At 43.6% G+C, this 21,254-nt stretch carries 22 protein-coding genes; 10 read left to right on the forward strand and 12 right to left on the reverse strand.

Annotated elements, in window-relative coordinates:
• The first annotated feature begins 154 nt into the window (after positions 1-154).
• Both M3610_RS12375 and M3610_RS12380 read left to right on the forward strand, forming a co-directional pair.
• Positions 155-1,690: a multicopper oxidase family protein gene (locus tag M3610_RS12375; RefSeq protein ID WP_251459469.1), complete on the forward strand. Its 1,536-nt coding sequence runs from the start codon at positions 155-157 to the stop codon at positions 1,688-1,690.
• A 120-nt stretch (positions 1,691-1,810) separates the two neighbouring features.
• Positions 1,811-2,242, forward strand: a complete 432-nt coding sequence (locus M3610_RS12380; protein WP_251459470.1) for a hypothetical protein — start codon at positions 1,811-1,813, stop codon at positions 2,240-2,242.
• Between the two features lie 262 nt (positions 2,243-2,504).
• On the opposite strand, the gene M3610_RS12385 is transcribed toward M3610_RS12380, so the two are convergent.
• On the reverse strand, positions 2,505-2,924 hold the full coding sequence (locus M3610_RS12385; RefSeq protein WP_251459471.1) for a hypothetical protein: 420 nt from the start codon (positions 2,922-2,924) through the stop codon (positions 2,505-2,507).
• Positions 2,925-3,043: 119 nt separating this feature from the next.
• Here M3610_RS12385 and M3610_RS12390 point away from each other — a divergent pair, with 119 nt between their 5' ends.
• The 6 genes from M3610_RS12390 to M3610_RS12415 all read left to right on the forward strand — a co-directional run bounded on the left by M3610_RS12390 (position 3,044) and on the right by M3610_RS12415 (position 9,470).
• Entirely contained in the window at positions 3,044-3,181 is a 138-nt protein-coding gene (locus M3610_RS12390; RefSeq protein ID WP_251459472.1) for a hypothetical protein, read from the forward strand.
• 168 nt (positions 3,182-3,349) lie between these two features.
• Positions 3,350-4,981: an SWIM zinc finger family protein gene (locus M3610_RS12395; RefSeq protein WP_251459473.1), complete on the forward strand. Its 1,632-nt coding sequence runs from the start codon at positions 3,350-3,352 to the stop codon at positions 4,979-4,981.
• 118 nt (positions 4,982-5,099) lie between these two features.
• Positions 5,100-5,393, forward strand: a complete 294-nt coding sequence (locus M3610_RS12400) for an RNA polymerase alpha subunit C-terminal domain-containing protein (protein WP_251459474.1) — start codon at positions 5,100-5,102, stop codon at positions 5,391-5,393.
• A gap of 612 nt (positions 5,394-6,005) precedes the next feature.
• Positions 6,006-8,978: a DEAD/DEAH box helicase gene (locus M3610_RS12405; RefSeq protein WP_251459475.1), complete on the forward strand. Its 2,973-nt coding sequence runs from the start codon at positions 6,006-6,008 to the stop codon at positions 8,976-8,978.
• Positions 8,975-9,178: a hypothetical protein gene (locus M3610_RS12410; protein ID WP_180229964.1), complete on the forward strand. Its 204-nt coding sequence runs from the start codon at positions 8,975-8,977 to the stop codon at positions 9,176-9,178. The genes M3610_RS12405 and M3610_RS12410 overlap by 4 nt, the downstream gene beginning before the upstream one ends.
• Positions 9,179-9,323: 145 nt before the next feature.
• Positions 9,324-9,470, forward strand: a complete 147-nt coding sequence (locus M3610_RS12415) for a hypothetical protein (protein ID WP_180229965.1) — start codon at positions 9,324-9,326, stop codon at positions 9,468-9,470.
• Positions 9,471-9,803: 333 nt separating this feature from the next.
• On the opposite strand, the gene M3610_RS12420 is transcribed toward M3610_RS12415, so the two are convergent.
• From M3610_RS12420 to M3610_RS12435, 4 genes are all read right to left on the reverse strand, one after another.
• Entirely contained in the window at positions 9,804-10,856 is a 1,053-nt protein-coding gene (locus tag M3610_RS12420) for a hypothetical protein (RefSeq protein WP_251459476.1), read from the reverse strand.
• 130 nt (positions 10,857-10,986) lie between these two features.
• A complete protein-coding gene (locus M3610_RS12425; protein ID WP_251459477.1) occupies positions 10,987-11,751 on the reverse strand; it encodes a class I SAM-dependent methyltransferase in 765 nt (254 codons plus the stop codon).
• A gap of 272 nt (positions 11,752-12,023) precedes the next feature.
• A complete protein-coding gene (locus M3610_RS12430; protein ID WP_251459478.1) occupies positions 12,024-12,854 on the reverse strand; it encodes an aldo/keto reductase in 831 nt (276 codons plus the stop codon).
• A gap of 47 nt (positions 12,855-12,901) precedes the next feature.
• A complete protein-coding gene (locus tag M3610_RS12435; protein WP_251459479.1) occupies positions 12,902-14,170 on the reverse strand; it encodes an MFS transporter in 1,269 nt (422 codons plus the stop codon).
• 196 nt (positions 14,171-14,366) lie between these two features.
• Between M3610_RS12435 and M3610_RS12440 the strand changes: the two genes are divergently transcribed.
• Positions 14,367-14,738 (forward strand): winged helix-turn-helix transcriptional regulator, encoded by a 372-nt coding sequence (locus tag M3610_RS12440; protein ID WP_098571473.1) that lies wholly within the window; start codon positions 14,367-14,369, stop codon positions 14,736-14,738.
• Positions 14,739-14,896: 158 nt separating this feature from the next.
• On the opposite strand, the gene M3610_RS12445 is transcribed toward M3610_RS12440, so the two are convergent.
• The 5 genes from M3610_RS12445 to ssb all read right to left on the reverse strand — a co-directional run bounded on the left by M3610_RS12445 (position 14,897) and on the right by ssb (position 19,602).
• On the reverse strand, positions 14,897-16,582 hold the full coding sequence (locus M3610_RS12445; protein ID WP_251459480.1) for a hypothetical protein: 1,686 nt from the start codon (positions 16,580-16,582) through the stop codon (positions 14,897-14,899).
• Between the two features lie 373 nt (positions 16,583-16,955).
• Positions 16,956-18,095: a 3D domain-containing protein gene (locus M3610_RS12450; protein ID WP_098571475.1), complete on the reverse strand. Its 1,140-nt coding sequence runs from the start codon at positions 18,093-18,095 to the stop codon at positions 16,956-16,958.
• Between the two features lie 159 nt (positions 18,096-18,254).
• Positions 18,255-18,653, reverse strand: coding sequence for a hypothetical protein (locus tag M3610_RS12455; RefSeq protein ID WP_098571476.1), 399 nt, complete (start codon positions 18,651-18,653; stop codon positions 18,255-18,257).
• 354 nt (positions 18,654-19,007) lie between these two features.
• Complete coding sequence (locus M3610_RS12460; protein ID WP_142332953.1) at positions 19,008-19,232, reverse strand: hypothetical protein; 225 nt, start codon at positions 19,230-19,232, stop codon at positions 19,008-19,010.
• Complete coding sequence (ssb, locus tag M3610_RS12465) at positions 19,225-19,602, reverse strand: single-stranded DNA-binding protein (RefSeq protein ID WP_098571478.1); 378 nt, start codon at positions 19,600-19,602, stop codon at positions 19,225-19,227. The genes M3610_RS12460 and ssb overlap by 8 nt, the downstream gene beginning before the upstream one ends.
• Positions 19,603-19,845: 243 nt before the next feature.
• Here ssb and M3610_RS12470 point away from each other — a divergent pair, with 243 nt between their 5' ends.
• Complete coding sequence (locus tag M3610_RS12470) at positions 19,846-20,283, forward strand: YwpF family protein (RefSeq protein WP_306460575.1); 438 nt, start codon at positions 19,846-19,848, stop codon at positions 20,281-20,283.
• A gap of 53 nt (positions 20,284-20,336) precedes the next feature.
• Here M3610_RS12470 and M3610_RS12475 read toward each other — a convergent pair whose 3' ends face one another.
• Positions 20,337-20,675, reverse strand: a complete 339-nt coding sequence (locus M3610_RS12475) for a hypothetical protein (RefSeq protein WP_251459481.1) — start codon at positions 20,673-20,675, stop codon at positions 20,337-20,339.
• A 144-nt stretch (positions 20,676-20,819) separates the two neighbouring features.
• The gene (fabZ, locus tag M3610_RS12480; protein WP_098571481.1) at positions 20,820-21,254 is read right to left on the reverse strand and encodes a 3-hydroxyacyl-ACP dehydratase FabZ; all 435 of its coding nucleotides are present in this window, start codon (positions 21,252-21,254) and stop codon (positions 20,820-20,822) included.

Genomic DNA, 21,254 nt, shown 5'->3' on the forward strand with positions numbered 1-21,254 from the left:
GTACCACATGTGACACACTCGTGTCATACAAACTGATCATGATATGCTTTTTCCCTTTTGGATTAGGCCATTTCTGCCAATTTTGATATATTCTCAAAATCTGCGTCATAAATTACTGTGATGACAACCTGATTAAGTGAAGGGAGTGTATCTTTTGAAAAATCTCTCTAAATTTATCGACGAACTCCCAATTCCTCCGATTTTAAGACCCCGATGGAAAGGGCCGAACTATACGTATTATGAAGTGAAGATGACGGAATTTAAGCAATCACTCCATCGTGAATTGAATGATACAACCGTTTGGGGCTATGAGGGCAGCTATCCAGGTCCGACGATTGAGGTGGAAAGCGGCGAAAATGTGTATATCAAATGGATCAACGATCTCCCAGATAAGCATCTCCTGCCGATCGACTACACGGTTCACGGCGCCCATAAGGATGTGCCGGATGTCCGCACGGTCGTCCATGTTCACGGAGCTTGCGTGGAATGGGAAAGCGATGGCTACCCGGAGGCTTGGTTTACTAAGGGATTCGAAAAAGTGGGGCCCTATTTTAAAAAGCAAGTCTATCACTATACGAATTGCGATCATGCCTGTACGCTTTGGTATCATGACCATACCCTGGGGATTACGAGGCTTAATGTTTATGCCGGATTGGCCGGATTTTACTTAGTCAGGAGCCAGCGGGAGCGGTCATTGAATTTACCAAGCGGCAAATTTGACGTGCCGCTGCTGATTCAAGACAAGACTTTCCATCACGATGGTTCGCTTTTTTATCCAAAGCAGCCGAAAAAACCCGTCCCGGGAGTAGAAACATCGATCGTTCCTGAATTTTTTGGCGATACCCTTTTGGTGAATGGCAAAGTATCTCCTTTTTTAAACGTAGAGCCCCGTAAATATCGCTTTCGGCTTCTCAACGGCTCTAACAGCCGCTTCTATCGATTGAAGCTGGATTCGGGCCAGCGCATGTATTTGATTGCGGCCGAGCGAGGTTTGATGGAGCAGCCGATGGGGGTCAACGAAATCCTCTTAGCCCCTGCCGAACGGGTCGAGGTGATCATTGATTTCACCAATCTGGAGGGTAGGAAGATTATCATGACTAACGACGCGCCTGCCGCCTTTCCAAGCGGACATCCAGTCAATGAGCAAACGGGGAGCGTGATGCAGTTTCGAGTTACCCTCCCCTTGTCTAGTGTGGATACGAGTGTGATTCCGGCTTATCTGATGCCTTATCGGTTGATGAATGAACAGTCCGCTTCCAAGTCACGATACTTAACTTTAAATGACAATATGGACCAGTACGGTCGTCCATTGATGTTATTGGATAACAAGACATGGGATGACCCGATTTCTGAAAATCCGAAGCTGGGCTCCACCGAAGTATGGTACCTGATTAACTTAACTCAGGATTCTCACCCGATCCATCTTCACTTAGTTGAGTTTCAGGTCTTAGATCGGCGGGGGTTTGATGTTGACAGGTATAACAAGGAGAAAATAATCCATTACACTGGACCAGCGAAACCGCCCGAACCCCATGAACGCGGCTGGAAGGATACGGTTCGTGCGGACCCGAATCAGGTCACGCGGATAATGATGAAGTTTGGTCCTTTTACCGGGTTATATGTCTGGCATTGTCATATGCTGGAACATGAGGATTATGAAATGATGCGGCCATTTATTGTGCTCCGCTGAGCTGAGGCAGTGTGTATTTTCCACACTGCTTTTTGCATGCTTGCAAGCAAAATTGATGAATTTTTTAAGGGCATTCCCCCAGTTATTTGCATAAGGATATAGTGAATGGAGTGAAATACATTGAATGCTCAATCAGAAAAGGCAAAGGCAGCCAAGGCCAAGGAAAATAGTCAATCTGATAATGAAGAAGTGATTGCACAACTTGAGAAACAAGTTTCCATTGCCGTCTGGATTCAATTTATTGGTCAAATCATGGAGGCATTTTATTTATCTAAGATCATGTTGGTTAGTGAGGAAGTCAGAGAGAATGCCAATGAAAGACAGATTTTACTGGGAGCATGGATTCAAACCGCAGGACAATTCTTTGAAGGTGTGGGTACAACTAAACAGCTGTATACGGATGAAGAAAAATCGCTCACGTTGGAAGCGCAGCGAGTCACCAATTTCGGGGATTGGCTGCAATCTTTAGGGGTTACTTTGGAAGCAAATGCAGGTACACAAATCATTCTTGAGGAAATAAGGAAAGCGGAAGAAGAGGAGTACATTCCCTAGCCTTAAACTATATTGTAAAAAGGAAATGGTTATGAATGAATCCATTGTTATTTCAAGCAAATGATGTCAGACGAATATTTTTACGGCCTCATCTTTTTGGTTACCATCCTTTCCACTATGGAAGCCCCTTTTTCATAGGGGGATGGTATGGCAGTCCGTATTCCTTTGGTTATGGTTACCCTTATTATGGGTATCCATATTATTAGTGGGAGTCTCTAAAAATCCAGGTGTTCTGAGCCTGGGTTTTTAGAGGTAAACTGAATCATTTTTTAAAAAGTTTATTTAAAAATCTCTTCGCCAGCAGGAATACCCACGCAATGGCTGCGAAAGCGATGAAAAATACAACGTATCCCCATAATCCCACAATCGCATCTTGGAATTCCATGTTTCCTCTATTGGTGATCGCTTGTTGTATTTCGATCGCAAAAACTAAAACGACCATAAATGTAAACGTATAGAGGAATGATAGAATCGTAATCCCAAACCGCATTTTAGAGACAATTTTTGAAAAAATAAGGACAACCCCAAATACAAAAATGCCGATGATCCCCATGATCCAAAAGTGTAAGTCTTTATCATTTAACCCAAGATTTAAATAATCATTTGTATATAATTGAATAAAATCATGAATATTATTTAATAGCTCTGTAAGCATGAGTATGATGTCTTTCAATGTAACCACTCCTTCCCTCCATTGTAGAACACTATTAATTTCAATGCTAACCCATATTTTTTCCAGGTATAAGAGAATGATAGTTTGGCCATAATGATGATAGATTCAAAATCGAAGGGGGAACGAGGATGAAGGAGAATAAATTACTATTATCAGAGTTTGCCAATGAGGATGGTTTCGAACTTAACAGCTATATAACGCACTTATTTGAATATTTTTCTAGTTTATCCAAAACTGAAGTGGCAAAGACCGAGCCAACCCCGTGATTGTGAGGGGTGGCTCTTTTTTTGGTGATGATTCTTTTTGGATGTCCATTTGGTGTCAGGCACCATGTGAAATTTTCACATGGTGCCTGACACCGATTTTTTGGGTATAATAGTGGAATATGGTTTTTTATTTATAATTGACTGGATTTGGTAAAGGGGGTTGTGGCTTTGGAGTCGACGCCTGCAAGTGAGAAGATTGAGCTTTTTGGGGATCAGGTGCGGGAATTGCTGCACCCAACAGTGACGGAGGATGCCCGGCTGGTTCAGAAGGGTTTGATGTTGTACCGGCAAGGGCTGGTGAAGCAGGTACAGATATGGGAGAAGCAGATTACGGCGATGGTTCAGGATGTGACGCCGTGTTATGTGAAGTTGAATTTTGAGTATTTGTCACAGAGTGAGTGTACGTGTCCAGCGGAGGGCTTTTGCCGGCATCAGATGGCGGTGTTTTTTGGTGCGTATGCCAGGGTTGGTAGTGTGACTGATTGGGTAGCCGAGTGGCGCGAGCCGATGCAGGAGTCGAAGTCCTTTTCTGACTGGGGTTTGCAGACGGCGAAGGATTTGATTAAAGCGAATGGGTCGTCAAAGCCAGATTATGGGCGCTGGGTTCATTCGTTTGAGGTCAGTTTTGATACGCTGCTGGCAACGAAGAAGTACACGAGTCCGTATGTGATTCCGGAGTTGTTTGGGATTTATGAGCGCCGGATTCATGCGAGTGCCCCAGTGGAGCAGGAATGGCGCTTGCTGTATGAGTTGGTCGGGATTGTCGTGTCATTTCGGAAGTTGGCTCGGCTGAGTGATCAGCTGGATCATGATGATGATACGGTGAAGCGGGCTTATTTGCATTTGTTCCATAATTTGATGGACGATGCCGAGGAGCTATCGATTAAGATTGGCACGCAGTCGCTGCCATTTGATTTTGATGAGTTTGTGGACAAATTGCGGGCGGACACGTTTGAACTGCTGACCTGTACACAGGGGTTGGAGTATGAGCGGATTTTCTTGTACCGGCTGTTGTGGATTCATTTTTTCAAAAAGAAGGCGTGGCGTGAAGAAGAGTTGGTGAAGATTCAGGCACGGCTGAAGGAGCTGCAGGATTGGGAGAGTCCAGCGCCAATGATGCTGGCGGGGATTCATTTGAATTTCTTGCTGGGGGATGATGAGGCGGCCCTGAAGTTGGTCCGGCCATTTAGTGATGCCGAGATTGCGCCCTATCTGGTGTATTGGATTGAGTATTTATCGGGGCAGAAGGCGTGGAAACGGGTCGGCGCGGTGGTTGAGTTATTTTTGCAAAAAGTGAAGGGATATTTGGAATGGCTTGGCGGTTATCATAGTTGCGCGACGTTTGTGAGGAGTGCGCTGCGGGCGGTGGCGCCATATTGTGCGGAGAGTGACAGGGTGGATTTATATGAACGGGCACTGCTGGCGATGCTTCCCTATAGTTTTGGCGATTATGAGCATGTGTTGTTTGAGCGGAAGCAGTATGACCGCTGGGGCGAGCTGCAGGCGTTTATTGGTTTGGATTATTATGAGTTGCCGAAGGACCGGTTGAAGTTGATTGAGAAGGAGCGGCCCGAGGTGCTGCTCGGGATGCTGCATCAGACGGCGCAGAAGGAAATCGATCAGAAGAACCGGGCCAGTTACCGCTTGGCCGTGCGGCACTTGAAGAAACTACGGACGCTTTATAAGAAATTGAAGCGGGTCGATGATTGGGAGTATTTCTTGGAAACGTTACTGGAGCGGACGAAACGGCTGCGGGCGTTTCACGAGGAGTGTAAGCGGAGCAAGTTGATTGAGGGGTAGCGGAAAGAAGGTGCCGATTCCTGCTGGCACCTTTTGTTTTTGGCGTTTTCCTCAGTCCTGTGGGTTCGCATGATTTGAAAAACCAACCGATATCTCATGAAAAAGGAGACATTTTACAATGGCCACTTCCGAAAAAAGTTTAAGGACTTGCGATCAAGGACACAAATTTTATAAAAGCAGTGACTGTCCGACCTGTCCCACATGTGAGAATGAACGCAAACCTGCAGATGGATTTCTTTCCGTACTCTCCGCACCTGCAAGGCGGGCATTAGAAAACAATGGGATTACTACTTTGCAGCAACTATCAACGTATACCGAAAAAGAGATTTTGCAATTTCACGGTATGGGGTCGGCTTCTTTGCCTAAGCTTAGAGCTGCTTTGAAGGAACATGGGTTAGGATTCAGGGGCTAGTATCGCAACAGGTGCTGGATTAGTGACGTATCGCCATGCCTTGATGTATATATGAAGTTCGCCGCCAATGTGCTGCGGGCTTTTATTTTGTTTTTATTTACTAGAGCTATGCTTCGGTATCACCTTAAAGTGATCTATTTTAATCCTGAACATCCCGCTTGCAAGATAATTCAGGCATCGCCCTCCTCTAACCATACATTTTTGGGTATAATAAAGGAATATGGATTTTTCCGTGAAAATTATTGGTGCCCCCTTTGTGACATTATTGGTGTCACTGTTGGTGTCATTGTGGATTTCATTGTGGGTGCCAGGCACCGCCCGTGGACATTTCTCGTAATTTTGTCCATATGTCACGGACGTTTTCTGGTTTTTATGGATTTTATTTAGGTATATGGATATTGCTTTATATATTATTTTTGTTTTGTGCAGTTTCCGTTGGATTTAGTGCAATTTTATTATGGTTTTGTACGAAATTTAGGGGCTTTTGTGCAATTTTTTATATGTTTTGTACGATTTTTAAGGGGTTTTGTACAATTAGACATTATTTGGAAACCAACAGCTAGTAAAATAGCCTATGATGTTCTCCCCCCCACTAAAAGGAGTTTTGTATCGATGCTTAAAACAAGGTTTATGAAATTGCTGACAACTAAAATCGGGGAAGGGCGTTTTCTTCTTACTGCTGAAGATGAACAAGGTCGTGTGATGAGCCCATTTAGGTGGAAGAATCTCGTTTTCAGCAGTCATGAGGAAAGCTTCTTTGGTACGCTCCTTGAAACCGAGACTGTGAACGGTGTCGAAGGTGTTGTTGTGAGCAGTTGGCATTTGGTCTCGCTTTTTGCCAAGGAGTCATTTAATCGATTTATCGAATGGGATTGGAATGAACAATCTGAGATTTGTCTTGCAGCCAGCCTTGAGCTTTATGAGGGGATTCTCGAAAAAGATTGGCTGCCAGACTTTTCGGTTTGGGAGCATGGCGATTTCCGCTGGAAACTTCCTGAGCGCGTCAAGGACGAGTTCGACTCATCGTTTTGGGAGCAAATGATTGAAGAACCCGGTATTGCTGATGAATCGACCGACCTCAACCTAGGGACGGCCGGTTCTCCTCTTGGAACAACGAAAAACTACATTTCCGATTTGTACAATGATGCTCTTGATGGCTACTTGACGCGGAATGCCGCGATGAAGGAGCTATTTGGACCAAAGCTCGACTTACTTCGCAAGCAAAATATCTCCGGGAGTGAACTCGCTCGTTATTTTGATGAAGAAAGCTGGCTGGAATGGGTCGGGATTAAGGAAAGCGACACGCCGTTTACCATTGGGCTCCGCCTGGATGAGCCGCTGGATGGTGAAGGCGCATGGAGCCTGGATTTATTTTTACGAGGAAAGAAAAATGTTGATGATGTTTATGATGTTGAGGGTTCCGCGAAGATCCCAGCGAAGTGGCGGCCATTTTTGGAAAAAGTCGACCGTGAGCGGGAACGCTGGATCCGCTTGATTCCATGGTTAGGCGAAGACGGCTTTTTCAAAACGCATCTGAGCGATGAAGAGGCGTGGATGTTTTTGACGGAGGCGAGTGAGACGCTGGTGGCATTGGATGTCGAGATCCTCCTCCCTTCTTGGTGGCAGGCGATGAAAAATGCTAACTTGAAGGTGAAAGCATCGCTGAAAGGTACCTCGAGCCACCGGCCATCCTTTGTCGGACTTCAAGCCATGCTTGATTTTAACTGGCGCTTTTCGATGAATGGTGTCGACTTGTCCGAAGATGAATTTGGGCAACTTGTCGAGGAAAAAAGACGGCTTGTCTTTATTCGAGGGCGCTGGGTGAAGCTGGATCCGCAGTTTATTCGACAAATTCAGGATATGATGAAACGTGCTGAAAAGGAAGGCTTGCATGTCCGCGATTTGCTTGAACAGGAATTGATGGAGTCAGAAGCAGCCGAAGATGAGCTCGAGAATCCAAAGGCCTTTGCCAAAATTCAAATTGAGTTGAACCGCCAATGGAAGCAGATGGTCAAGCAGCTGTCGGAAGTGAACGAAATTCCACTCGAGGATGTGCCGTCTGGTTTGCAGGGTGAACTCCGTCCATACCAGCAGCTCGGTATGAGTTGGCTCTGGTTCCTGCGCCAGTACGGATTTGGTGCCACCCTTGCGGATGACATGGGACTCGGGAAAACCGTCCAGCTCCTCTCCTATTTATTGAAGGTGAAAGAAGTAGTCGGGGATGAGTTGACGTTGGTGCCTGACACCCAAAAAGAGGTGAAAAAGCGCCGCAAAAAAGAGGAAGATACCACTGCCGCGCCTGTAGCGGTGAAGGTTCCGACCAAAGCCGCGCTGATTATTTGCCCGACTTCTGTGCTTGGAAACTGGCAAAAGGAGATTGAGCGGTTTGCGCCGGAGATGAAGGTGTATCTGCATTACGGGTCGAATCGTCTGAAGGAGGAAGCTTTTGTCGAGAAAGCGAAAGATGCCGATATTGTTTTGACTTCATATGGACTTAGTCATATCGATTTGGCGGAGTTTGAATCGCTGATTTGGAGTTCGATTGCCATCGATGAGGCACAGAATATTAAGAATGCCCAGACTAAGCAGTCAAAGGCGGTCCGCAAGCTGCGCGGACGCCACCACATTGCATTGACAGGGACGCCAATGGAAAACCGTTTATCCGAACTATGGTCGATTTTCGATTTTACCAATCATGGCTACCTTGGCAGTTTGGGGCAGTTTCAGAAAAAGTTCGTGATTCCGATTGAAAAAGATGAGAAGAAGGAAAAAGTGCAGCAGCTGCAATCGTTGATTCGGCCATTCTTATTGCGCCGCACGAAAAAGGATGAGGAAGTTGCGTTGAATCTCCCTGACAAGCTGGAGCAAAAGGAATATTGTCCGCTTACGGCTGAACAGGCGTCGCTATACGAGCAGCTGATCCATGATACGTTTGCAGAAATTGAGAAACTATCTGGTTTTGAGCGTAAGGGGTTAATTTTACAAATGTTAAGCCGGTTGAAGCAGTTGTGCAACCACCCTGCCCTCTATCTGAAGGAAAAGGCGGCCGGGCGCGAACTGCTTGAGCGTTCGAATAAGTTGGAGAAGCTTGTCGAACTGATTGACGCGGTTTTAGAACAGGGAGAGAGCTGTTTGATTTTCACCCAGTATATCGAAATGGGTGAAATGATTCGAAGCGCGCTAAAGAAGAAGTTTGGCATCGAGGTGCCATTTTTGAACGGTAGTGTTGCGAAGGCGAAGCGCGACGAGATGATTGAGCGGTTCCAAAACCAAGAGTTCCCTGTTTTCTTGCTGTCACTGAAGGCCGGTGGAACCGGTCTGAATTTGACGGCAGCCAATCATGTCATCCACTATGATCGCTGGTGGAATCCAGCCGTTGAAAATCAAGCCACAGACCGCGCCTACCGGATCGGGCAATCGCGTTTCGTCCACGTGCATAAGATGATTTGTACCGGAACACTTGAGGAAAAGATCGACGCAATGCTCGAGAAAAAGCAATTCCTGAATGACCAGATCATCCAAAGCGAAAACTGGATCACCGAATTATCGACCGATGAACTTAAGGACTTGGTGTATCTGGGGTGATGTTAGTGGTAGTGTCAGGCACCGTTCGTGGACATTCCACCCTTTTGTCCATGCTGGGAGGACAACTTGATGGTGTCAGGCACCATTTGTTTGTTGAGGATAGTGACAATAATGATTTTGGTGTCAGGCACCACTACTATGTTATAAAGAGGATAAGGCCGCAATGGTTTTGTCCTTTTTTTGTTGGTGTTTATGCTTGAAACGGTGGTAAGATATTTACCTAAACTCTCTCATTTTTCTATATAATTTTGCTATTCCGTGTATTTTGTAACCGCTTTTATGTGAATAGATTCACAAGTATAATAGAGACATAAGAATCCAATAACCCAATCTAGGGAGGAAAAAATGATGCTTACGGACTTTTTATTTGAGCTCAAAAACTGGTGGTTTGGCGAGTCATTTGATGAAGTTGAGGAATTTGAACGACTTGAGTCGAAGCATACCAGGGTTCACCATGATGAGAATATTTATGAAATCATTCGTGTTCATTAATCCAGCTTAAACGGCAGCGAAGCCCTCTTCCAAATAGAGGGCTTCGTTTTATTTTTCCGAATTTCAGGTGCGAAAGTTGAAATTCCACATTTAACTATTTCGCTGAATCTTAAAAAATAATAAATCTACTAAAAAGAAGCAAGAAAAAGCTCCAAGACCAAAAAATAAGAGGTTCGGTGCAGGAGATTTTACAAAAGAATAAACCACTATTGTGCATAATAGGAGAAAAATTGTTGAAATAATTGACTTTATTAAAGCTCTTTTAACGATACTCTTCCTTTGATTCACCAGTTATCACCTATCCTATAAAAATTAAGAGACTAGTAAACCCAATCACATTTGGATTTTATTCGTGAGTGCTTGATAGAATTTCTGTGGTTCATCGAGACGGAGATGTGCCTTGGTTACTTTTTTCTTAAAGCCATAAATGAAGCTTGCTTCGATTGGATGATAAAACTCCACTTCAAACTGGGGTTTTTCCTTGAAAAAATCTATTAGGACCGCGTCGAAAATATGTTTTGACTCCTCTTTTGTTATTGTTTCAGGTCCATCATACGGGTGAATTTCTTTAATTTCCTCTAGCGGCACGATTAACTGTTTCATGATACCAACCTGCAGATACAGATGCCGGTCCGTGATCATGATTGTGCAATGCCGAATTGCTTGGATTTCTGCTAGAAAGAATAACAAGGTATACACATTTAATACGAGCGCGATGATGGCAACCAAAGGACTCCACGAATGAAGGAGAAAATGAAAACCGACAGATTCCAAGACTAGTGCATGGATCAGCATGACGCATAACGTAATTGTGCCGGATTTTTTATGGCAGGTGTACATACGTTCATCAAGTGTGGCTGGTTTTCTATGCCAAGAAACTAGACTGTAATAATACATCTTCACGTCAGAGAAAAAAATTTCTTGTGCCCTGGACGGCTTGAGGTGCTGATCCCATGCTTGTTTCATTCGATAAGAGAAAGTAGGAATTTCGCTCTCAGACTTACGGTAACTTTGGACGATCGCAGGGATTCTTGCCAGCAATTGAATGACGACGTATAGCTCGAGCAGGAAAAAAGCAGCCTCACCGGCCAATAAAATATATTTTACAAAGGAATACGCCGACAGGAGTTGGTGCGGAATTACTAGGACCGCGACGCCGTATCCGGCAATCATCACGGGGAGTATATATTTTAGGGAGTATCGTTTTCTGATGATGAAGAAGTACACGAGTAATGGTATGGTGATGATGAAGTCAAATAAGGAACCTAAGGCCATTCCTGTTGGGGGTGGTCCTAAACTTTCAAGACGGTAAATCAGGAAGTTGGAACATACGACTAAGGTGAGAATGAAGCTGAACCAGAGCCATTTATTTTTTAGTAGAGTCATCTTTTCTAACCTCCTTTGCTAATTTCATTTTAACATAAATATCCATTTCCGAAGGTTATTTTGCACCATAAATATCATGAATATCTATGGAGCTCAAAGTAAAAAGGACCTTTTGCTGGCCCCCTCACGATTACTCTTTTATCCCTACTACCCGAATCCGCTTATAATCCGCGATCCATGCACCGTTATGGTATAAAACTTCTCTTAAATTTTGGGTGGATTCTGTGATGATACGCTCTTTGGCTTCGGATGTGAGGCCTTCCAACATACTCGTGGCAAACATCTCAATCCAGTTCCGCAACCCGTTTTCTCCGTTTAGTGGTGTTGGACGATCAAAGTGTTGGGCATGAGTGACTCGAAATCCAACTTGCTCCATCAGAGATGTGTATTCACCGATACTGGGGTAATACCATGGAAATTGCTCAGATTGATAGCTCGTTCCTAATTGTTGAATTAGTTCGTCGGTGATTTTTTGGACGTTGCCTTTCCCACCGAATTCTGCGATAAATCTGCCACCCGGTTTTAAGGCTTGATAAATGGATTGCAGGGCTTGTTTCGGAGTTTTCACCCAATGCAATGTGGCATTAGAAAAAACGGCATCGAATTCGTTCCTGTAATTCAGGGCTACAACGTCCTGCACCCTAAAGGTAAGTCCAGGATACTTATGTTGTGCCTGCTGGACCATGTTTTCGGATTTATCAATCCCAATTATGGCTGCTCCCTGTTGATTCATTTGGTTGGCCAGATCCCCTGTTCCACAACCAAGATCAAGAATTTTTTCACCAGGCTTTGGTTCAAGCCATTGGAGCAGCGCCCCGCCAAAATGCGAAACAAATCCATGCTCCTGATCATATAAACCAGCATTCCAATTATCTTTCTTTACTCTACTGGACAACCTTCTCCACCCCTTACTTTCAATTTTTTAATAATTATAACAAATCATTGGGAAAAATAACCGAAAATGTGTCCATGCGCGGTGCCTGACACCAGGTTTCGGTTAATGTAGCAGGGCTCCTTTTACCTTAAGAGACGATTTTTCTCTTGAACGGGAAATGTAGCAGGGCTCCTTTTATCGCAAGAGACGATTTTCCCCTTGAACGGTAAATGAGAGAAAAAAACGACCAATTTTCGAATGAAAATTGGCCGAATGGCAATAGTTCTCTATGATTAGAAATCAAAGTTATCGGGGTCTGGGCCGACGCGGTGGTTTTGGTTTAGCTCGTTAATCTGCTGCATGTCCTCTTGTGTTAGTTCAAAGTCGAATACTTGTGAGTTTTCGATGATCCGGTGTTCTTTTGTTGATTTCGGAATGGTGACGACGCCGTTCTGCAAGTCCCAACGCAAGATGATTTGGGCAACTGATTTATTGTATTTAGCAGCAATATCCACTAATACTTCATTGTCCAATAATTGACCTTGCATTAATGGTGACCAAGCTTCCATCTGGATTCCGTTCTCGCGGCAGAATGCTTGGACTTCATTTTGAGTTAAGCGCGGGTGATATTCGACTTGGTTCACCATAGGCTTGATCTCTGCATCCTTCAAAAGGTCTTCCAGGTGGTGGACTTGGAAATTGCTGACTCCGATGGCTCTCACCCGTCCTTCTTTGTAAAGAGTCTCTAACGCTCTCCACGCCTCCTTGTATTTCCCAGCTACCGGCCAGTGGATAAGGTAGAGGTCTAAGTATTCTAAACCTAGCTTATCTAAACTTGTTTGGTACGCTGCCAAGGTTGATTCGTAGCCAAGGTCGGCATTCCAAACCTTTGATGTGACGAATAAATCTTCTCTAGCGATGCCTGATTCCTTAATCCCTTGTCCTACTCCCTCTTCGTTTTCATAAATGGCCGCCGTGTCAATGCTCCGGTAACCATGTTTGATTGCCATTTTCACCGCGTTCACCAACTCCGGTCCTTCCTCTACCTTAAAGACACCCAGACCAAACCATGGCATTTTTACTCCGTTATTTAAAGTTGTAGTACTTTGTAAATTGTTTAACATTTTTTTATCCTCCAATTGTTTTTAGTTTAGTTGCGCAACTGTCCTCCTCAAGGGGACAGTTGTGTTTTTGTGGTGCCTGACACCATTGATTCCATTGACTCCATTGATTTCATTGATTTCATTGATTTCATTGATTCCTGGTCTTTCTTTTCGAGCGCTCGGCTCACCCCTGTTAGGATGGCCGCGACTAGGACCATTAATGCACCGATCCAGGTGGTGTGAATGAGTCCGATTGAATCAGTGATGGCGCCTCCTAGGTAGGAGCCGATGGCGATTCCTGCGTTGAAGGCGGCGATGTTGATGGCGGATGCAACATCGACGGCACTTGGGACGTATCGTTCAGCAAGGATAACCACGTATACTTGCAGACCTGGAACGTTCATAAAGGCAAGCAGTCCCATAAAAATAATAGTGATTAAGCCCGCGATTTTGAACGGCGCGGTGAACATTAGGACAAGCAGAACAACAGCTTGAACGATAAACATATAGAATAGGGATTTTATCGGGTTGCGGTTCGACAGCTTGCCGCCGACCATATTTCCAACGGCGATCGCCAATCCGTACACAAGTAAGATAATTGCAATCGAACTCTCGTTAAATCCGGTTATCTCCTGTAGTAATGGTGACAAATAAGTAAAGACAACAAATGTGCCGCCATACCCTAGGGCCGTGATGATGAATAAAAGTACGAGCCGGCCATTGGTCAGAAGCTTGAATTGATCTCGAACGCTGGTCTGGTTCCCTTTTTTCAATAAAGAAGGTATGAGAATCCAGTTGGCGATGAAGCCGATGATTCCAACGATGACGATGAGGATGAAGGCAAGCCTCCAGCCATATTGTTGACCGATGAATGTTCCAAATGGTACGCCGGTGACGGTGGCCACGGTAAGGCCGGAGAACATGATTGAGATAGCGCTCGCGCGGCGGTTGGCCGGGACGAGATCGGCAGCGATGGTGGAGCCGATTGACATGAAAACACCATGTGCTAATGCGGAAATCACACGCGCTGCGAGCAGGACGCTGATTGTTGTTGCGCTTGCGGCGATTCCGTTACCGATGATGAAGACAATCATGATCCATAGTAATAGGGTTTTCCCTGACATGCGCGATGTCATTGATGTCAGCACTGGCGCTCCAACCATTACCCCGAGGGCGTATAGGGAGACGGTCAGTCCAGCAGTAGTGACGGGTATATGCAAGTCTTGGGCGATGAGCGGAAGCAGGCCGACGCTGATAAATTCAGTGGTTCCGATTGCGAAGGCGCTGATGGCTAAGGCCAGTAGTGCGAATGTGCTTTGCTGTTTATTTAAAGACATAAATTTTCCTCCTCATTTGTGTAGGTTTATTTAAAAAGGTATGATTATTTTCATCCGGCAAATGTTATTATGGAGGATATACAGAATTATCGGAAGTACGCACTTTAAAGTGATATAGGTACCTAGTAGTGCTATAGGTACTTTTTAGTACCTATCTACCTGTCTGTCAGTTTGTGAAATGAGGAGGAAGATATAGATGGAGAAGAAAAAATATAATATATCGGTTGAGGCGACGCTTGAGGTAATCGGCGGGAAGTGGAAGTGTGTGATTCTCTGCCATTTGACGCATGGGAAAAAGCGGACGAGTGAATTGAAGCGGCTGATGCCGAATATTACGCAGAAGATGTTGACGCAGCAATTGCGGGAGCTGGAGGACGATGGTGTGATTAATCGGATTATTTATAATCAGATTCCCCCGAAGGTTGAGTATGAGTTAAGTGAGTACGGCCGGAGTCTGGAGGGAATTCTGAATTCGCTTTGTACATGGGGAGAGCATCATATCGAGAAGGTATACGGGGATAAGTTCTCTGTTCTTGAGGAGAATGTTTTGAATGATCATCTGAAATAGATAGTGGCAATAGTGTTTATGGTGTCAGGCACCATTTACCCACTAACCCCAGTGGCAACAGTGTTTTCGGTGTCAGGCACCATGGAGCATTTACTATTGACCACAGCACTCATAAACACGTCAAAGGCCGCAATTCTGCGGCCTTTGGCGTGTTTTTTTTATGCTTGAATATGCGGTCGGTCTTTTAGATGGTCGGTGTGCTCCAGCATGTGCATGTGAAAGAGTTCGTAGCGGACCCAGCGGAGTGGGAATGAAAACGCGACTTCGTTTTTCTTGTTGTAGATGAGAACGTGTTTTTTGTTATGTTCTACTTTTTTGATTTCATGCAAGCCGATGGTGTGCTGCTTCGATCCGTTTTCCATCACAAGCTGCTGGCCAACGACTCTGATTTTTCTTTTCTTATTTGCGGTAAGTTCATAAAGACACATCCCACCGCCGATAATGGTTAATGCTACTAAGAAAAGAATCCCGTCTTTCGGAAATCCTGTTACCGCCTCTTTAATCCAGTGAACCACCGCGAGGCTCAGGAAGAACCAGGCACCTCGACTTAGCGACGGCGAGCTTTCAAAGTAGATACTGGACTCATGTTCTTCCTTTTCCTCTGCTCTCTTTTTGAAAAAAGCCGCTTTATGTTCTTTAATGCTGAGTGAGTCCCATTCAACAAAATCAGTATAGCTGCCATCCCATAGTTCGGCCGTATCGTCTCCATCCTCAAGCGCATAGCCGCCTGCCCAGCCCGCGTATCGGGTCCCGATATGCACGAAACTCAGTAAATAATAGCGTATCGGCTGGCGATATGTGTTTTCGGTTTCGACTGTATCGATGATCTGGATGTCCTCCGGATAGCGGATGACTCCCTCCTCTTCCTCTGGCAGGTTGATAATCGTTGAAAAGAGTCTCGTCTTCGCCAAATGCGGCTGCTTTCCTTCCGTGATGGGATACAGATGCTCTAAATTTCTCGCCCTTAACTCCCAATAAACCATTTCTGCACTCTCAATATGCTCCGCTGCTTCTACGAGTGTGTTCTGTTGATACGGGAGGTTTTTGGCCGCACATACCAACAGCGCCTGCGTTTTTATCAACGGATCGCGGAAGTTCATGGCCTGCTCCAGCTCAGCACCGATGTCGGCTGAAAAATAATATTCCATCAAGCTAATAAATAATTTCATTTTTGTTCGAACGGCAAAATAGCTGTCCTTCCAAGCCGTATAAACATATTTGCTTGAAAAGTCTGCGTCAAATTTCAGATACTCCAGTTTCTCTACGTGATAATCGTTGAGCAATGACGGGAGGATGACGTCTTTCCTATAACCTTTTTCTAAACCGGAGTCGTTCAGCGATAATACTAAATGATAAAACAACCATTTATAATGCTCTGTATGGAGCTTGTCGAGGGTTTTATCAAGGATTCCCTTAATCAGCATTGGATAGGGGTCCAGGTCATTGACTGGAATATGGAATTCTTCGGTCTCGATTAACTCGACGATTTTTTCCTCGAGTACATAAAAAATATCCTCATCTTCTGTTGTGAGCAGCATTTCAATTGCCCGCTCTTTGGCCTGCAAGTCAAGGCCGTCAAAATGCTTGATGAGCCCTTCCACCACCTCCGGCATCGGAAAGTCACAAACAAAGTCAATCAGATAAAAGGAGGGGTTGTCCCAGCGGTCGACAGGCTCTGGGAATCCGGATGCTGCCGTTTTGATTATATCCTTTAACACATCAATTTGAATCTCGAGTCCCTCGTCCTGCTTATATTGAAAAAGCTGGTCAAGCGCTTCAAATCTCTTTTGCGGATTTTCACTTTTTACCTGCTTTAAAATCGAACGCAGTTTTAATTCAATCACTAAACCGATCCCTCTCTCATACTACCAATTTGTAACAATATGAATTTATTTTATTTCATAAAAACAAAATCAGCAACGTGTCAAAGGAAGAAATTTGGGTGTTGGCACCATTGGTGGTTGTATAAATCCTGTAGCTATAGTGCTTTCGGTGTCAGGCACCATTTGCTGCATAAATCCAGTGGCTATAGTCCTTTCGGTGTCAGGCACCATTTGCTATATAAATCCAGTAGCTATAGTCCTTTCGGTGTCAGGCACCATTTGATAAGCCCACTGACAATATTGCTATGGGCGCACTTGCACTGCACCGAACCACAACACAACGCACCGAACCCTACAAAAAAAGACCTAACAGTTTCCTGTTAGGTCTTGATGTTTAGTCTAATACGATGATTTTTACGGTTTTTCTGCCCCACTGGATGCACTTGGATGTGGTAGGCATTAATACGTCGATTATATGGCCTTTGATTGCGCCGCCTGTATCGCCGGCGATGGCTACGCCGTATCCTTCAACCCAGACTTTTTTTCCAAGTGGAATGACTCTTGGGTCGACGGCAATCAATTTCATATTCGGATGCTTCCCAATATTGTAGCCTGCAGCCGTGATATTCCCTGACTCTTCCGGGCTGTATGCTGTCGCGGTCACATACATTTCCTTCCCTTTGACGGCACCAGTTGTTTCGTTATTTGAAGATGGCGCCGGCGCCGGTTTTGCTTTTGAAGCTGTAGGACGTGGCTTCGCGGACTTCGCCTCTTCCTGTTCACTTTTCATTTTAGCTTGAATAGCATTCAATTGTGATTGAATACCTGCCTTTTCCTGTTCAGCAAGCTCCATTTGTTTAAGAATTTGACTATATTTTTGTTGCATTACGGTTAAGGTTTGTTGACTTTTTTGTCTGTTTTGATCAAGTGTTTGCTGTTGTTTCGCAAGTTCACTTTGATCTCCTAATAAAATTTGTTCTTGTCTATCAATCTCTTTTTTATCTTCTTCAATCTGCAGCAGATCTGCCTTTTGGGACGTCAAGATATCTTTATCTGCATCCATAATGGTTGAAACCGCACTTGCGCGTTGAATAAACTCTGAGATACTATCAGACTCGAAGAAAAGATTGACGATTACATTGATGTTGTCATTTTGTTGAAGTGAGACAGCTCTTTGCTTCATAATTCCTTTGCGGGCAAGGATTTTGTCTTCTAGGACGACTATTTCTTGCTTCTTTTTTTCAATGAGTTGGTTCGTAGCATCTATTTTTTGTTGCGTTTTGGCCATTTCTTCTTTGTTTTTTGAAATATTACTGTTCAGGGCATTCAATTCTTGTTGAATTTTTGCAATTTCTTGATTAACATTTTGCTTTTCTTGTGCCTTTTGCTCTACTAAACTTTGTTTTTCAGCTAGTTCTTCTTTAGCATTATGTAGGGCTTCCGTGCTTGTTTGTGCATATGTAACCATAGAACCTGATACCGATAATACGATTGTAAGTAACATGAGAATGATACGCTTTCTTGTCGTTTGCATACACTTTCTCCTTTCCTTAGTACTCTATTTATACCAGAAGAATGTGCCAGTAATGTTACAAAAAGATTAAAAGTACATCACTTTTTGTCATATTACACATATTAGTGTCAATTCTGTGGCATAACAGCGTCAATATTTTTGGGGTGGAACATCACATTTCTACTTCATTTTTTTACTTTCTGCCAATGTACCGTTTGGTTTGGACTTTGCTTGTCTTTTTTTGCCATTCGGAAAGTCCGCTAAAAAAGACACCCTGTTCCCTTCTTTAATGGCAAAGTGGGTGAGAATCTCAAAGACTTCTTTCTCGGTTAGATCATTGTTTTCTTTATAGATTTGTAAAGAATGCTTCTCGTACATAATATGAATGTCGGAATTAAAGCTAAGGATAGGAATAATTGCTTTTTTATGAAATGGAATAAATTGATAGGGCGTAACTTCATATGTTTGGAGTGATCGAGTTGAGAGCTGTACTGCATCAAAAAAACTTGGTTTGTAGTTGAACCTCTTTTTCCTCCTGCTTGATGGATTGACAATGAATATTATTGAGTTTTCCTCCACAAAGATACAAACCTCCATAAAATACAATAATTTACATACTCTAACATTATTCGACGATAATCTACAATTTCCTTTAATGTTATTTTATGCCACCCTAACTTTTTTTGGGGACGTTCACTATTTTTTCATAAATGATTATTTCACTTATAAATCAAAGAAGCCGCTGATGAGTTCAGCGGCTTCTTTTTAAAAAAACAGGGGGGTTTTTCTATTAGTTTACCCCGGTGGAATATTTTTATACGTGCCAATCCAAAAAAAATTCCGGCAAGTAACTGCCGGATAAACGGAGATCAATTCGGAGATGGCATTGATTTTTTATCATAAAGGCAGTTGCGGGGATAAATTTTTGAAAACCTATAAACGAAATGGAGTAATTGATGAAGGTTCTTGTGAATGGGAGGAGTAAATTCTGATGAGGTCGTCTCTTTCCTTGATTTCATGCTGCTGTTCCTTAATGATCCATTCCAACTGGCTGACACGTTTTTGGAGGCCGTCAAGATTTTTATTTGAATTTCCAACCATTTTGATTAAACTTTCCAGTAATTGCTCGAGGTTTCTAGTCATTTCATTGTTAGACACCAATCGTCACTTCCTCCTTTTTTAGAGGAGCTTCCACTTCATGCGGCTGCGGTTTGGAGCTTAGGAACTGGACCGTTTCCGCGACTACCTCTGTGACATATACCCTTTTTCCTTCTTTGTTCTCATAGTTCCGCGTCTGCAAACGCCCCGTGATTCCGATTACTGCGCCTTTCCGGCAATACTGACAAGTATTTTCGGCTGCTTTCCGCCAAAGGGTACATTGGATAAAGTCAGCCTCTATTTCGCCGTTTTGGTTCCGAAAGTGACGCGACACAGCCAGGGTAACTTGGGTTACAAAGGTCCCTTCTGTCGTCTGTTTTAATTCCGGATCCCTTGTCAACCTGCCAACCAGTGTGACTTGATTGATCATACCTTCATCTCCTTCTTTGTTTGACGGTATTAGCATAGCGTTATGGTGTCCTTGTTGTAAAACAGGGAAACAACCATTATTCGTCTGTTTTTTAGGAGATAAACGGTTTTTCAAAGGCATTTTTGTCAAAAAAGACGTGTGGATTTTCGGAAAAAACTTATCTTCTAAATTTCGACAAAAACTTTTCGACATTTGCTTTACGTGCACATATGTTATAATTTTGAAAAAGGCAATCAGGAGGTTATGATGAAATCTTTTAAGTTGTACTCATTAGATGTAGTGGAAGATGATGCTTCGATTGAAGTTCCGTTAGTAGATGGCTTAATTCTCAATAAGGAAGACGAGCGCTCCACATGGCTGCTTGAGGCGTATACTGATTTGTCCCTCTATGATTATTTCCAAAAAATTTCCGAGCAAAATCGCGACATTATTGTTGAGGCCGTGATTACCAAGAAGGAAAACGCGCCTGCTTATTTTCAAACAAAAATCGTCTCGCTAACTAAATTTGAAAAGCATATTAGCGTTTTGTTCGAGGGAAAAATCCGCCGTAATAAAAGCGACTACTCTGAGCTTTTGCTCGAAAGTCTGCTTCAAAAAGGATTAGAGGGCTCCGCGCTGCTCACCGAATTTAGAGAAAAGATCCAAAGCAAACCGAAGTTAAAAGTGAAGTCGAACAAATAAATCATGCGTAAAGGGACAGGCTAACGGCCCGTCCCTTCTTTATTGCTTGTGAATTACTCGTCTTTATTGTCCGCGTCTTTTCTGTCAATATCATCTTCAATTATCTCTTCTTTTTTGGTATTGCTATCCTTCATTGGGTCTTTGTCGGTATCCGTATTTTTGTCCTCTGTGTTTGGATAATGATTGTTTCTGTTGTCTAAATCAAGGTTGTCATTATCATACTTGTTTAAATCGTTACGGTTTAAATCGTTGTCATTTAAATCATTATCATTTACATTGTTATCGACGGCTGGCGGCGGCGGATTTTGGTCATCGTTATCATTATTACATGCTGTTAACATTCCCGCGGATAAAATCGATCCTGCGAGCATAAGAAATAACTTTTTCTTCAAAATGATAAACCCCTTCCAAAACAAATTTTGACCTACCTATGGGTCTAATTTTAGGATGTCCAATGTGGATCGAATGATGGCTAGCATTTTTTTACATAAAAAAAACGACCAGAAATTCCTTCCGGCCGATTCATTTCGTTTTGTTTATTCTTTTTTCTCGCCTAAGGCAAAGGTGATTTCAGCTTCACAGGCCACTTCACCGTCAACGGTTGCAACGGCTTTTCCTTTGCCAACTGGTCCGCGCAGACGGATGATTTCTACTTCCAGACGAAGCTGATCACCTGGTTTGACCTGCTTTTTAAAACGGCAGCCATCAATTCCAGCAAAAAAGGCTAAGCGGCCGCGATTTTCTTCTTTTTTCAACATGGCGACAGCCCCAACCTGTGCGAGAGCTTCGACGATTAATACACCAGGCATAACTGGGTAATCAGGAAAATGACCATTAAAGAACTCTTCATTGGCACTAACATTTTTAATCCCGACTGCGCTCTTTCCTTCTTCTACTTCTAAAATTCGATCCACCAAAAGGAATGGGTACCGATGTGGGATGATTTCTTTAATTTGTTCGATATCTAACAT

This window comes from Neobacillus sp. MER 74 (assembly GCF_023714155.1).